We start from the raw sequence: 15,241 nt of genomic DNA, 5'->3' as shown, positions 1-15,241 counted from the left end.
TAAAACCAAACTATCTGCTCAATTAAATCACACTCCTTATAAATCAATATAATAAAAAATCCCCTATTATTAAAATAGAAGGATTTTCTATAATATTGATTTTTGAATTTCCACTTAGTTAATATAAAACATTTTATTCTAGCTAATTCATTGGCTTTTTTATCCATATTTACATACCACTTAGTTAATATAAAACCCCAAATCACAACCTGTATTATCAATACTTAAATATAATCAATCATAATTTAGAGAGAAACTAACACATAGATTTTTATATCCACTTACATATATTATAACATGTTTACTTTAAGATTGGATTATTTAGAACTTTATCTATTTGAATATTCATTTGTAGTTTCTTTTATGTAGTCTATCATGCAGATTCAAATGAAATTATCACAAATTACTTTATAAATTTATAGGTTGAATAACTATTGTTTCAATATTTTTATTTTCACTACATCTAGTATATGTATTAACAAATGCTACTTTATTTTTTATAACTCTATTTTTATCATATATAAAGAAAAATATATTCTTATAGTTATAGTGAAATCCATCTGAACCTATTTCTTCTGTTAGCTTCTTTTCAGTCATAGATTCTCTAGAACACTTAACTTCTATAACTAAGTCATATTGTTCTATAAATATATCATATCTAATGGACGCATTTCCTGTATCATCACTGACCTCTACTCTTGAGTCTGGAAAAATAGGTTTTATAATTGAATATAAAATCCTTTGAACATCATATTCATTTCCTATTTTTATATCATTTAATTTATCTTTAGTTATATGTGCCTTCCCATGAGTATTAGCTTCATACATTTCATATATATGCATATAGAAATTACTCAGCACATTTCTTATAATCATTTTAGCGACATCTTCAGTAAATACACCCATATTACTTAAATTAGTTTTATTTTCAATTTTATTTAACAATGACCTTAAGTAAGTTGTTAACCTAGACTTAGCAGATAAGATACTTTTTCTAGTAGCCATATTAGAAAAATCATTTTCTTGATACATCAATAATCTATCAATATCAGATTTTTCAGTTTGGCTAAAAGGAATATTTAAACTATCTATATTGTCTATATACTCTTTAATTAGTCTTATATCACTCATTGCTTCTAATTCATTAAGCAAGTTTGAAATTAATTCTACTTTTTGACTCAATTTAATTTACCCCATTCTAATTAATATGTTCCCCATCTCAGATAAAATAAAAATAATGGGTCTAAAATATGAACTACATTATCTTTCCATTCTAGTACTTTATAAATACCATCCTTTTCAGTTATAATGTTTTGTATTTTATTAAGTGATTCTCTAATGGTTTTTTTATCTGGCTTTTTTATATCACATATAATTAAATCATCTATTCTTCTTTTAAGTTCATCTAATGTTAATCCAACTAAAGGAGGATTTTTCCTTATAGATTCTACTATTAATCCATATATATCTAGTTCTTTATCTATATTAGTTTTATACAACTTTCTCTTATTTCCTCTTGGATTAGGGCCTTCCTTTAGTATTTTTACAACATCATTATAATTTAAATTTATAGTTGTAAACTTATATGCTATTTCCAAAACATCTTCTGGTACTTCTTTAATATTTCCCGCATCTGAATCTATTAATGTGCATATGCTTAAACATATATACTGCATTAATTGAGGAGAGGTTAAACTTTCTATAGATATCTTTCTCGATATATCGCTTTTTATATTTATACCCAGTTCTCGAAATCCTTTTATTGCAATTTGTTCTAGCTCTGATTCTTTCCAAGGTTCTATGTTTATTGAATTAATCCTACCTGTCAAGTCTGCATTTTTTCTTATAGCATCATCTGCTCTATGAGGAAGTGATATTACTATTGCTTTAAACTCTTTTCTTATAGCATCTTTCAATTGCTGAGCTATATGTATTTGAACATCTTCTGAAGCATAATGAAAATCATCAAGTACTAACACTAATCCATTATCTTTAAAATATTCGATTACTCTGTCTTTATTTAATACAAATTTTTCAGATTTATTAATTTCTTTTTTTGATTCCATATTTCCCTTTAGATTTACCTCTCCAAATTCTCCACTAACAGATAAACCCACTTTCACTCCTATAATGTTCCAAAAATCTTCGCTATCTTTAAAATCTACTCCCGACATTTCTATAAGATTTTCTAAAGCTATAACTTTTTCACATAAAACAGTCTTACCCATCTTAGATGGGCCAATTATAGAAGTCAAATAACCAGAAACCTTTAAGGCTTGTCTTAGTCTAAGTTCATAGTCTATACCCAAATCAGTTGATTTTCTTGATACATATGTATATTCTGGAAAAGCACCTGGCTTAAAAACTTGTTCTGCCAATAATCTATTCATTTTATCACTTCCATTCATTAAACATTTATTATAATATATAAAAAACAATTTATTCTTTATTTTATATATTAACATATTTAAGTTGTCTTATACATATTTAAGTGTATTTTAAGTATGTTAAAGTACTCATTTATAGATAAAAGTACTTTAACATATATAATACATACTATTTCACCATATATTTAACTAAATCTAGTTCTATTCTAAATCACCTTCCACATAATTACTTAAAAAATACAGATACAAAAGAATACACTATACCTACAAAACCATCATCCAACAAATCAATTAACCTTTTTAGTTCATCTCTCATATTACCCTCCTAATGAGTCCAAGTATATACATCTTCCATACTCTCAATTCCATCTATCATAGCATGAACCTCATTAAATTTAGTGACTGGTATATCTTCCCACTTAGTCACATTATATTTTGAAAATAATCTTGTAACTGCTGTTCTATATGTATAGTTATAAGCATTAATATTGTGGTCTTCTATTTCTGATAACTTTGCTTTTAGTAATTTAGATAACATCATAGTATTTTTAGTCTTAAAGCCTATCATTTCTTTAATCTCTTGGAATTGCTTATCTTGTTTTTTATATTTTTTATCTAATTTAGTTTCTATCTTATTAAATCTACTATCTATTTTTTTATCATTTTCTATTGCAACTTGTTTAATTCCAGCAAGTATACCATTGAATATCATTGGAGCAACTGTTTTTTCTAAATTATTTATATTCATATCATATGAACCAGTTTTTCTTATAGTATCTACAACATCCCATACCCAGTCCATAAAATCATCAGCTTTGGGTTGTCTGCTATATCTGCATATCTCCATTACTCCTTTTGTATTATAAACTATAGTATCTCTTAGTACTTCTCTATTCCCCTCAACTGTAACCAACTTGACTACAGTTGAAAATTTATCAAGTCTATCTTTATTACGTTCATGTATTTTGCTTATTGCTATTCTTGGTTCTGAATATTCTAAAGCCATTCCTATTTGCTCTCTAGTCATTAATATGTCTTTAGTATCATTTTCATAAAAATTACACTGTACTCTTCCAAAGTTTTCTGATTTAACTAATTCTAAATTATTCATCATACAAAATCCTCCACAAATTGATTGTAAGAAGTACCTCTCTATGATAGAATATTTCATAGAGAATAACTTCTTGTATAAAGTAGTCCATCTGCTTTGGTCGGTGTGTGGGCTACTTTTTTTATTTTATTTTTGTAACAGTAAATGGATTCCCCGACGTATAGCCTCTGCCTTTGTAAGGTTATTTTTTTTACAGTACTCTTCTAACTTTTCATGAGTTTCATTATCCACTCTAACCTTAATATCATTCACTTTAGGGCTTCCAACAACAGGTCTTCCCATTTTTTTAGGACTCATATCATCACCTCACTTTTGAGTTCCATAATTGGATTATATAATTTTGGAACTCAAAAGTCAATATATTATCCATATTTTTCTAATTTTTTTAAATTAATCAATCTGAGAAAAGTCAGTCTGATTAATAATTTTCATTTGGCTAACTTCATGAATTACTACTTCAGATATATCATCTAACAAATCAATCAACCTTTTCAGTTCCATTCACCTAACAAACTTCTTCAAGTTCTATAGTAGGTAATACTCCAATAGACTTTAATTTCTTATATATCATCAATCTTCCTTTTTGAGTCCACTTAGTATTCATTTTAATGTCAGGAGTTCCATCAGCCTTTACAATATTTATTGTTTCAGAATGAGTATACCCTTTACTCTGATAATCACTATATAATAGCCATTGTCCACTCTGCTTGAATTGAATTCCTAACTCATGTAGTTTCTTATTCATAGCTTTACCACTCATGCCATAATCTTTAGCTATTTGAGTAATAGTCACTAATCCTTTGTTCCTAAGTATTAAGTCTGTATAATCTGCCTTTGGTTTAAGTTCACCTATGATTTGTTGTTGCTTATTATTTGTTAGCTCTAAAGCTTTTCTCTTTTCTTTCTCTTCTTTTAGGTCTGTGGCCAGTCTTATGATTGTGTCTGGATTAGATAGTATTTCTTCTATCTTTATGTCAGTTAGATATGCTCCATGTTTACGGATAGTTGGTATTACATCTGTAGCTAACCATTTTTGAAATTTTAATGCTGCTTCATTTTTAGCTTTCATTCCTAACATGTAAAACAATGATTCTGGTATGTAATCATCTTTCGCCCACAAGTGGTCGAAACCAAACTCCTTAGAAAAATCATTCATTCTTTTCCATCTTACTGATTTATATTCTTTTTCACCTTTTCTCTCTACCTTGCACCATCCAAAACCTATTGCTGTGTCTTCAGCATTAATACCTATACTTCCATCTTCGAAGTTTATCGTTCTAACACTTGTACCCAATTGTTCATTTGTGAACACTTCATTTCTTTTTTCATTACTCATACACACATCTCCCTTTTTATTTGTTTTTTTACTGAGAGACTGATATAATCAAATTAGTTTTGTTGGTGATTATATCAACTCTTTAAAAGGTTCTACCACTCGCCAAAGTCTGTAGAGCCTTTTTATATTAATCATACATAATCATACATTCGTTGTATTATTGTATGATTATATTATAATACCATTTTTTACTATTTTCAACCTTTTTGTAGGAATAACTTTTACAAACGTAGGATTTTGTTGTATAATTAATAAAAGGAGTGATTTAGTTGGAAGATAACAATATTGGGAAAAATATAAAGAAATATAGACTTTTAAAAGGTTGGACACAAAAAAAACTAGCAAATGAATCTGGTCTTTCAAAAAATGCTATATATAATTATGAAAATGAAAAAAGAATTCCAAACATAAATAATTTAAGTAAAATCTCAGAAGCATTAGAAGTGGACTATAAAACAATTATAAAATCTGATTATGATGATTTAAAAAATAAAAGACTCAGTTATTCAGAAATACTCTTTAAAGAATTAGTTCTCCCTAAACTAGAGGAATCAATATCTATAGAAACAAACGAGGCGAAAAAAAATTGTCTTCTAGGTTTTAAGTATGGTGAGCTTAGAGAATATGAAAAATCTGCTAAATATTATGAAAAAGCTATTGAAATAGATGAAGAGTATATAGAAGCCTATCTAAGATTAGGAGAATTATTTTGCATAACTAAAGAATATGAAAAAGCTATTCAATATTATGAAAAAGCTATTGAAATAGATGAAGATTGTGTAGATGCTTATGTTAGTAGAGACAATACAATTAATTTATTAAAATATCATCAATTAATCAATAAAGATATAATGATAACCTCTAAATTTTCTGAATTAAACTTATCTCTTCATGACAAAATAAACCTACTAAATGATGATTGCCTAGACCTAATCTCGAATCTAGTAGATAAACTAATACAAGATAAAAACAACCTAAAATAAGTATCTCAACAACTAGAGGTACTTATTTTTTATTTGTAATACATTGCAATTATCACTGTCATACCTCTGTCATCATTGATATTACTAATGTATAGTATTCATCTTCTAACTCTATTCTAATTTCTCCACTAAATCAATACAATAAAAAATCCCCTATTATTAAAATAGAAGGATTCTCTATAATCTCTACATTATGTAGTCTATCATGCAGATTCAAATGAAATTATCACAAATTACTTTATAAATTTATAGGTTGAATAACTATTGTTTCAATATTTTTATTTTCACTACATCTAGTATATGTATTAACAAATGCTACTTTATTTTTTATAACTCTATTTTTATCATATATAAAGAAAAATATATTCTTATAGTTATAGTGAAATCCATCCCAGCCTATTTCTTCTGTTAGCTTCTTCTCAGTCATAGACTCTCTAGAACGCTTAACTTCTATAACTAAGTCATATTGCTCTTGAATATATCATATCTAATAGATGCATTTCCTGTATCATCACTGACCTCTACTCTTGAGTCTGGAAAAATAGGCTTTATAAAATAATGATGAATTGAAAGCAATTATTAATATTTTTAATAAATCAAAAGAAGAGGATAAATAGGACTCTTCTTTTGTTTATATCTAATATTTAAAACCAAAGAAACGAGATTTATCTTTTTGATCTCTATCAAATTCAGCTATCACTATATCTTTACTTTTAAATTCATTTAAATCTTTTTGATCTATTTCTGATTTATTTATTGTAACGAAATATTGTCCTGAATTGCATTTTTTTAAATATTCATCTATATAATTAATTACATTAGCTTTAGCTATTGGATTTGGTTTGCAGTATGATCCATCATGAATCAATAATTTACAACCAGCATTTTTATTAATTCTATTTAAAAATAATGCTAAGTCAAACATATTGATTTTCATATATAACCTTCCATGAGAATTCTCATCCGCTATTTGGCATGTTATTTTAATACGTCCTGTTTTTGAAATTTTTTTTACCTCATTTTCATAACAATATGATAATTCTCCAACTTCATTATAAGCTACTTGAACTAACTTTTTAAAATGAGATTCTATATTATCAATAATATCAGAATATTGATTATAGTCAATCTCATATTCCATAGTCTTCTCCAAAATTTCTCCCTTTTTTTTATTGCATTCTTTTGTTAGATTATTAATTTCATTATATTTATCTATTTTTATCTTTACATTAGCTAGTTTTTCATATTCCTCATTTAACTGTTCATTTATATTATGTATATCATCCACAATTTTTGTATTTTGAAAAATTTTTGTACTAATCATAATAATTTTTTGCAAATTTTCCTTTTCTTCTTTTAATTTGTCGGCTTCTTGATTTAATTTTTTAATTCTATTTTTAAAATAATCTCCTCTATTCTCTAACATGTAACTAAAAAAATTTTCCATTTCTTCATAGTTTCTAGACAAATCTTCTGGAAAATACTTAAGAAGTTGTGAATAGTATTCTTGCAAATTAACAAGTTCCTTCATTTTTTTATGTTTTTGATCCAAGTCTTCAATATTTTGCTCAAATTGCTTTCTAATAAATTCATTTTTAAAAATTGAAGTTTCAATTTTTTTAAGTTCCCGTTTTACTTGTATATATTTTTCTTCATCATAATCTATCTTATCACTTATATTTATAGAATCTAGCATACTTTTCATTTTAGTAACTTCAGACTCTATTTTTATCTTATCATTTGTCAATTTTTTAATATCTTTTGCTATAGTTTTAATTACTTTAATGTCTGCCTCTAAATTTTCTTGTTCAATTTTCAATTTATTTATATCTATTTCATAATTAGTTGGTAGTAAAGAAAGAAAATTTAGACATTGACTAATCTTTAGAGCATTTCTTTTTGGTAACTTAATATCATTAAATCCTTGCTTTTCATCTCTTACAAGATACTCTCTAATTGATTGAAGTGATGGAATATTTTTCCCTACCATATCTTGGAATATATAATCTTGTACTTTTTCTCTATATTCTGATATAGAATAAGTTTCCCAACATTGAATATCCATTACTATATTGTCAGATATATATCCATTTTTATCATCAATAATTTGACGTCCTAAATATTTATACATACTGTCAATTTCTACTTTCATTACAATCATAATGTCTTTTTTAGATAATTCTTCTTTTCCTTGAAAGTCATTTGCTATTTTCTCCCCCAATATCATTCTAATAGCATCAACCATAGCTGTTTTTCCAACACCATTTGAATCTGTCTTAGCAACACCCAAAATAATATTAACTCCAACCCTATTAAACATATATTTTTTTAATATCTCTTTATCCTTTAAACTCAGTATGTATATTTCATTTAAAATCAATCTTTTCCACATCCAATCTTATCTTTTTATTCTTCAAATTTATTTTTCCTGTTTCAAACAAAAAAAGTATTGCCAAATAAATATTTGTTTCCATGTTCAAGCTTAAATCAGATGAATATTTTCGCTGATAATTTTCAATAATTTTCTCAAGACTCTTGTTACCACTACTTAAAATTTCTAAAATATTACTTGAAATATATAATATATTTTCATCTATTGATGAGTATTTATTTACCTTAAAATAATCCAATTTTCTCACCTACAATTCATCATTAAAAATGTCACATTCATAAATAGACCAATAAACTAAAATCTTAAAATATATTTTCAACTTTGTATTTGAATATTGCAAGCTATTAGAATACTCCTTGAAAATATTTTCTACAATTCTTTCTATAATCTCATTTCCATTTGATAAATTACTAATAAGTTTGTTATATTCTGAAATAACAACATTAGGAATACTTTCCTTCTCTATCTGGGACAACAATGAACTATTCATAATTTCATTTATGACCTGAAAATACCTACAAAAAGAATCATATTGCTTAGAGATACTTTTATTACATTTCATATTTCTAAATTTATCAAATACATCTTTAGGATCAATATTTACATCTTCTAAGTTTTCCTTTTCTAATTTTTCATGAAATTGCATAATAAACCGTCTAAATTCGTCTTCATTTATATCTATTTCCGTATAAGATTCACAATCATGATTTTTAAATCTATCTAAAATTAAATCTATTTCACCTGAAATAGCACGTCTTCCTCTTACTCCACCTTTAGACCAACATTCTTCTTCTTCTAACCATTTATAATAAGTTAATTTCCCAGTTTTTTTATTAACATTTAAATCAGCTATTACAAATGTAACTGTTGCATAATTGTCTACCATTCCGCCACCACATTTATAGCTTTCAATAGTTCTTTCATCGGGTAAATCATACTTATATCCTCCTTTATGTTCATGCCCACACAGATATAAATCTATATTATAATCACTGAAATTATTAAAAATTTTACTTTGATCACTAGGTGTAAAATATGAAATCGGATGATGTCCTAATACTATATTCACACAATCTTCCTTATCTTTTAAATTTTTAATTGTATCATAAAACTGTTCCTTCTCAATTATTAACTTTTCATTATCATCATCTGTCCCAGCTGCAAGTGCTGTATTCATTAGCATTATGTTGATTTTTTCACGATTTATAATTGAATAAATATAATCACAATCTTTATTTTTTAATTCCTTATAAAATAAATTGTATTTATCAAAACCTTTTAGTAAGTCATCTATAGTTTCAGATTCTAAGGAAGTATCCTTTTCTCTTATTCCTTTAATAATAAAGTTTCTTGTCTGACTCCTTTTTAAGTCATGATTTCCTGGTATCATATATAAATCATCTATAGATACTTCTACTGTAGATGCTATTTTTTTTATAAAATCTTTTAATAAGTTATCATAACTAGATCCTTGATATACTAAATCCCCAGTTATAAAAATCATATTGATATTTTTTTCTGATACAATTTCTTTCAACTTATCAATCAATTTATCCCTCATTTTTCTAGTTTCATATTTTTCATTTCCTTGAAAATGTATATCTGACAAATGTAACCATCTTAACATACCCATTTTTACCTCCACTGCATAGTATTATATGTTCATTATAGTATGAATTTGTCTCCTTGAGTATAAATTTTCATCATAAATTACTTTTTTAGCTCAATAGTTAAGTTTATAACTGATAAGATTTCACCTATTACCTTAAAATTAAAATCTTTTATTGAAGTGAAGTTTAAACATAAGTTTTTTCAGAAATATACTTCCAAAAATGTCTTCAGAAGAATTCTCAGAATCATTGGATATAAAAACTGAAGATATTGATTTAATAGAAAGGGGAAAGTTAATTCCGAAAGAGAATTAATTAATAAAATTTGTGAAGTATATATGTTTGAAAAGTCTTGATTAAAAAACAATGATATCATGCCATTTACTTTTCAGAAATTATGTCTATACTTGAACCTATAAATGAAAAAATGATGAAAATATTTGCACAATTATCATATGAAGATAAAGAAACAATAAAGAAAGTTATGTAAGCTTTAGCATCTCATGAAAAAGATAAGCAATAATCTAAAATAAATATCTCAACAACTAGGGATACTTGTTTTTTATTTCTAATATATAAATATAATTATACTTGTCATACTGATGTCATCATTGAAACAACTATAATTCAATCAAAACAACAGAAGGTTATCTCTCTAAAATCCCCAACGCTTGAAATTATTCACTATTTTTAATTAAATATCTGACACTGTAAGGAAATTTTCACCAACGTTATTTAATTTTCGGATGTCCTTATCTTGGACATTAGAATGCTTGCTTACTATTTATTTTAGATAAATGGTTTCTTGTAGCACTATCACTTAATACTAAGCATTTTACTACATGTTTAGTATTAAATAAAACTTTAACTTCATATTCAAATATTTCTACTTCTTTTCCTTTAAAAATTATTAAATTATTCATCATATAAAATTAACCTTAATTTTAATTATAAAAACAAACACACTCCCTCTCTGTTCTTATTATATCTACATAATACCAGAAAACTTCTCTGTTCTCAATATTTTTTTTAAAACTTTTATCATTAGTATACTTCAAGGCTATATCTTCCTCTATTTATATTTAAAATGGAACATTTCAGATATATTTGTTAATACATAATCTTTCAGAGATTATATTTATAAGTTGTTCAAATTTAATTACTATATAACACTATTGAATTATGATATAAAACAGAAAGAACCACTTTTTAATTATATAAAAACTTTTAATATTTTTAAATTTTAAACTTAAGGCTAGTTAGGAGCTACTGAATTTAATTCACATGATAAACCATTCCAGCAAATCATCTACTATAAGTAATAGCTCCTCAATCCTTCATCACACTCAAAGTAGTGACCACTTATACATCAAAATAAGCTCTCAGGGGTAGCTAAACACCAAACAAAATGTTCCTCTCAGGAACACTTGTTGAAATTCCAATACTTTCAGTTATAAAAAACAACCTCTTATGTTCGATTCTAAACAATAAAGGCATAAACACAAGTAATCATTTTTACAAAGCCTTAGAGAAGCTTATATGAGGTTATAACTTTTAAAAGACGTTCATTTCTCTCTATTTCTTTTTGACTTGGTTTACTGAATACCTGCCTTATAAATAATTCAGCGTCTTTACCTGATAATTCAGGTGTTGCCTGTATTGGCTTTATTTTATGTTGACTCATATTATCACCTCCACAATTAATAAAAGAAAATTATACTTTTCAAAATCGCCAATAGTAACGACTATTTATTATTTTTAATAATATCTAATACTAGATATCTTTCAATATTTCCAAGTATTTTATATATGTCATACACCTGTCATCATTGGAATCGCTAATATACAACAACATTTGATTATATCTAAAACTTATAAAATAAAAACATAATAAAAGCCTACTTCAAAGTAGACTTTCTAAATTTCTATTCATTTGTTGCTAAACTTGTAAGTGCCACTTCTTGTAACACTTCGTACTCTTCGTATTTTTCTTCTAATAATTTAAAGTCACAGCTATTGCTAACAAGTTGAGGACTAAGCTTTTTTGTAACTTTAGTATATGTCCTTTTTGCTAAATTTAATATTTTTTATATATTTTTTAAACAAAATTGATATTCTATATTTAATAAAGTTCTATATCCAACATCGTCTTCCTTAGATATATCCTTATATTTTAAACAATGTCTAGGAACTGGAAACATATAATTAAATCTTATAGAAGATTTAACATCTCCTTTTTTATCTTTAATTAATATATTTTCCTTTTGTTTTATTTTATATGAAGATATAGGTGCATAGTAGTTAAATTTATCAATATTAAATACTACTCCACATACAAATTTATCATTTTTATTGTATTCATAATTTGGAATTTTAGTAAAACCTCTTTTATTTATCTCAGCTTTCCTTAGAAACTCCAAATAGTCTTTATCTACAGTATAAAACTTTAACCCATCCATTGTAATCCTCCATAACATAAGAAAAGATAAGGAATTAACCTTATCTATTATCCATTAAAATTCACGCTTAAAGTGGTGAGACACTCAACATTACTTTGTAATTTAAGTATATCATATTATAGACTTAAATTTAATAATAAAGCATACTTAAAACAATGTTTTTTATTGCACATTGTGAAGCATCTTTGTGACATGACAATGTTTCAGCCGTACATTGTGAAACGTATTTAACAATTGTACTTACATGATACCACATTGTAGCAATTAAGTCAATTTTTATGGAGGTTTAATTTTACATTTATTTTCCTATTTCACTATCTAATATTTCTAATAGCTCATATCCATTAGTTGTAGCATATTCCCTTTTTCTTCTATCATGTTCTTGTTGCTTTTTATATTGTTCCTCACCAAGTTGTCCAAAAGCTTTTCCTTCATGATAATTGCCTTGGTATTAAATTAATGTTTTTTTAAAGGATATATAAAAATCATAAGAAAAATTTTTTCCTTTTATCTGTATTATTCACTTTTCCCATTTTGTTTTTCTGAAATAGCCTTAATTTTTTCAAATTCACTATTTGATTTTATTGAATTTTCTAAAGCTCTGTAATTTGATAGAAATTCATCTGTTTTAGTATTATTACTATCAGAATAATCTACATAGCTTCCACTTGGCTCAGTTGCAAAACTATAAAAATTTGTATATGAATTATAAAACGTATCTATTGTTTCTAACATAGTTTTTAAATCTTCACTACCTACAGGAATATTTTTTAATTCACTATATATTTTTAAAAGCTCATCATCATATGTTTTAGCTTGGGCTATTTCACCACTTTTATCTGCCATTGCTGAAAAAATAGCAGCATCAATATCATCACCATGTTTCTTATCATAAATATTTTCCTTCCAGTAAGTCTGAATGGTATCAGCAATATCTTCTAAATTAGCTCCAGCTACATAACTTTTTTCTTGGAAGTTCATAATAGACATTAAATATTTTTCTCTTGCTTCTTGTTGCTTTTCTTTTTTAATACTATCATTAGCGAAAAATGCTACTATGCCTATTAATATTACTCCAATAAAAATATAAATATGCTTTTTATTGATTGTTGACCTTTTCTTTTTCACTAATTTTTCATCTACACCTTTACCACACTTGGAACAAAAAAGTTGTCCTTCTAATAATTTCTCTCCACACGATGTACAAAATTTAGTACTATCATTTTCCTGCGATATTTTGTTTTCATCTTCACTCATATAAATTACCCCCTATAATATCTGTGATAAGCTTACAGTAGCTATACTGTCCCTCAAAGCTTATTCTACTAACACTATAATTATAGCAGGAAACATGTAGAATTACCTCAACTAATTGTAGATATTTGTAAAATAAAGAATTATAGCTAAAAATCATTTAAATATATGCATGTCATACATCTGTCATCATTGCAATTACTAGATTATATTAAAATAATTTCAAATCAACTATTATTAGTTTATAATAAATATATAATACAAACTGGAGGTATCTTATGAAAAAGAAATCCTTATCTGATTTAGCATTAATAATTTCAGTAATATCAATGATATTAGTAATTTTAGAATTATTAAATATAATTAAAATACCATTAATAGTTATAACCTTATTATTCATAACCCTATTAAGTATCATGACATGGATAAATTATAAAAATAATAAAAAAATACAAATGTCTATTGGAATTTTAATACTTATCGTTTTTATTATTTTTATAATTCATAATTTACTTTTTAATAATATGTAAAAGTATTATATTTTTTAAATAAAAAAAGACAATCTTAATTGACTGTCTCTATTGAATCACTATTTATTACTTAATCTATGTACAAACTTATCAAGAATATTTTTTACTAATAGATTTACTTTCTTAGCATCCTTTAACCAATTTGCAACAGGTGGACTTAAAGTATAATACATTTTTATAAATAGTCTACCTAACAAATGGTTTGCTAATGTATTATCTCTAAAATATCTTAAAGCTAATACTTCAGGTGCATCGTAGGAACCATATACAGCAGTAGCTATATAACAACCTGTATTTATTCCAGGAGCTTCATAGTCTGGTTCATATTTTTTTATATCTGACACTGTCTCATTGTATAATGTAGAAAGTTCACTACGTGTTTTTGTTTGCACTTTAATATATTCCACAATCTCTTGATTTTTATCATAATTAAAACCTTTTACACACTTACGAATTTCATAATACTCTATGATACATTTAATTAGACTTTTAGCAGAATCTAAGTATATATTTCTTAACCCTTCATCTTCTCCAATTCTATAGTCTTGTAGAAAATTAGCATTATATGAAAACATTTTTTTACATTCTTCTAAATTATTCCAATACAAATATATATGATCTTCAGAAGTTTGATCTGTAAAAAAGTATCTCTGAGCATAATTAAATCTTTCAATTGCAACATTGTATAATTCAGTTGTCATTATACGTTTCTGTCTAAAAAGTTTTTCAGTATTAGGATTAAATTTTACAAATAAGTCCCAAGCTTTTTCTATATAATTTAAACACACATCTATATTTAAATCCTCTAAATCACAATATCTTATCTCTGAAACAGCTTTAAAAAATAAAGCATTATAATCATCTGGATTAGATTCTAGTATTGTGCAATAGTAGTCATATGCTTGGCAACAGTTGCCTGCATCATATTCCAATTTAGCTAATTTTGCAAGTTTTCTATATTTATCACTTTTATACATATCAAAATCAGGAGATGATTTTTTTAGATTTATACTTTTTAAATCTATCCTTTCTCCACAATTTATGCAGAAACAAACTTCTTTAGAATTGTCTACCATGATGCTTTCTTTACATTTAGGACACTTCACTTCCTTTTGACCCATAATATCCCCTCACATTCAATATTCTATAGTTAATAGAATTATAGCATATATTGGCATA

The 15,241-nt window shown here is 25.8% G+C and carries 15 protein-coding genes and 1 pseudogene; 2 read left to right on the top strand and 14 right to left on the bottom strand.

Annotated features, from left to right (window positions below):
* Window positions 1-408: 408 nt before the first annotated feature.
* The 5 genes from KGF36_RS11855 to KGF36_RS11835 form a co-directional block, all read right to left on the bottom strand.
* On the bottom strand, window positions 409-1,182 hold the full coding sequence (locus KGF36_RS11855) for a hypothetical protein (RefSeq protein WP_227854749.1): 774 nt from the start codon (window positions 1,180-1,182) through the stop codon (window positions 409-411).
* Between the two features lie 20 nt (window positions 1,183-1,202).
* On the bottom strand, window positions 1,203-2,390 hold the full coding sequence (locus tag KGF36_RS11850) for an ATP-binding protein (RefSeq protein ID WP_227854748.1): 1,188 nt from the start codon (window positions 2,388-2,390) through the stop codon (window positions 1,203-1,205).
* Window positions 2,391-2,712: 322 nt separating this feature from the next.
* The gene (locus tag KGF36_RS11845) at window positions 2,713-3,501 is read right to left on the bottom strand and encodes a BRO family protein (protein ID WP_227854747.1); all 789 of its coding nucleotides are present in this window, start codon (window positions 3,499-3,501) and stop codon (window positions 2,713-2,715) included.
* Between the two features lie 123 nt (window positions 3,502-3,624).
* On the bottom strand, window positions 3,625-3,795 hold the full coding sequence (locus KGF36_RS11840) for a ribbon-helix-helix protein, CopG family (RefSeq protein ID WP_227854746.1): 171 nt from the start codon (window positions 3,793-3,795) through the stop codon (window positions 3,625-3,627).
* Between the two features lie 208 nt (window positions 3,796-4,003).
* The gene (locus KGF36_RS11835; RefSeq protein WP_227854745.1) at window positions 4,004-4,834 is read right to left on the bottom strand and encodes a phage antirepressor KilAC domain-containing protein; all 831 of its coding nucleotides are present in this window, start codon (window positions 4,832-4,834) and stop codon (window positions 4,004-4,006) included.
* 269 nt (window positions 4,835-5,103) lie between these two features.
* On the opposite strand from KGF36_RS11835, the gene KGF36_RS11830 reads away from it, so the two are divergent.
* On the top strand, window positions 5,104-5,817 hold the full coding sequence (locus KGF36_RS11830; protein ID WP_227854744.1) for a helix-turn-helix transcriptional regulator: 714 nt from the start codon (window positions 5,104-5,106) through the stop codon (window positions 5,815-5,817).
* A gap of 238 nt (window positions 5,818-6,055) precedes the next feature.
* On the opposite strand, the gene KGF36_RS11825 is transcribed toward KGF36_RS11830, so the two are convergent.
* From KGF36_RS11825 to KGF36_RS11790, 8 genes and pseudogenes are all read right to left on the bottom strand, one after another.
* Complete coding sequence (locus tag KGF36_RS11825; RefSeq protein WP_413926885.1) at window positions 6,056-6,295, bottom strand: hypothetical protein; 240 nt, start codon at window positions 6,293-6,295, stop codon at window positions 6,056-6,058.
* Window positions 6,296-6,454: 159 nt separating this feature from the next.
* Entirely contained in the window at window positions 6,455-8,197 is a 1,743-nt protein-coding gene (locus tag KGF36_RS11820; RefSeq protein WP_227854743.1) for a DUF2326 domain-containing protein, read from the bottom strand.
* Window positions 8,184-8,447 carry a hypothetical protein gene (locus KGF36_RS11815; RefSeq protein WP_227854742.1) on the bottom strand — a complete coding sequence of 88 codons (264 nt, stop codon included), beginning with the start codon at window positions 8,445-8,447 and terminating at the stop codon, window positions 8,184-8,186. Before KGF36_RS11815 ends, KGF36_RS11820 begins: the two co-directional genes overlap by 14 nt.
* 9 nt (window positions 8,448-8,456) lie before the next feature.
* The gene (locus KGF36_RS11810; RefSeq protein ID WP_227854741.1) at window positions 8,457-9,836 is read right to left on the bottom strand and encodes a metallophosphoesterase; all 1,380 of its coding nucleotides are present in this window, start codon (window positions 9,834-9,836) and stop codon (window positions 8,457-8,459) included.
* A gap of 747 nt (window positions 9,837-10,583) precedes the next feature.
* A complete protein-coding gene (locus KGF36_RS11805; protein WP_227854740.1) occupies window positions 10,584-10,745 on the bottom strand; it encodes a hypothetical protein in 162 nt (53 codons plus the stop codon).
* A 599-nt stretch (window positions 10,746-11,344) separates the two neighbouring features.
* Window positions 11,345-11,503, bottom strand: coding sequence for a hypothetical protein (locus KGF36_RS11800; protein ID WP_227854739.1), 159 nt, complete (start codon window positions 11,501-11,503; stop codon window positions 11,345-11,347).
* 241 nt (window positions 11,504-11,744) lie between these two features.
* A pseudogene (locus KGF36_RS11795) lies at window positions 11,745-12,278 on the bottom strand (type III toxin-antitoxin system ToxN/AbiQ family toxin).
* A 516-nt stretch (window positions 12,279-12,794) separates the two neighbouring features.
* Window positions 12,795-13,535 (bottom strand): zinc-ribbon domain-containing protein, encoded by a 741-nt coding sequence (locus KGF36_RS11790; protein WP_227850694.1) that lies wholly within the window; start codon window positions 13,533-13,535, stop codon window positions 12,795-12,797.
* 275 nt (window positions 13,536-13,810) lie between these two features.
* On the opposite strand from KGF36_RS11790, the gene KGF36_RS11785 reads away from it, so the two are divergent.
* Window positions 13,811-14,062 (top strand): hypothetical protein, encoded by a 252-nt coding sequence (locus KGF36_RS11785; RefSeq protein ID WP_227850693.1) that lies wholly within the window; start codon window positions 13,811-13,813, stop codon window positions 14,060-14,062.
* 59 nt (window positions 14,063-14,121) lie between these two features.
* Here the strand turns inward: KGF36_RS11785 and KGF36_RS11780 are convergent, their stop codons facing one another.
* Window positions 14,122-15,183: a CFI-box-CTERM domain-containing protein gene (locus tag KGF36_RS11780; RefSeq protein WP_227828980.1), complete on the bottom strand. Its 1,062-nt coding sequence runs from the start codon at window positions 15,181-15,183 to the stop codon at window positions 14,122-14,124.
* Window positions 15,184-15,241 lie beyond the last annotated feature (58 nt).

It is taken from the genome of Clostridioides sp. ZZV14-6009, from assembly GCF_020658095.1.
Lineage (GTDB): Bacteria > Bacillota > Clostridia > Peptostreptococcales > Peptostreptococcaceae > Clostridioides.
This window is presented reverse-complemented; position numbering and strand designations above follow the sequence as displayed.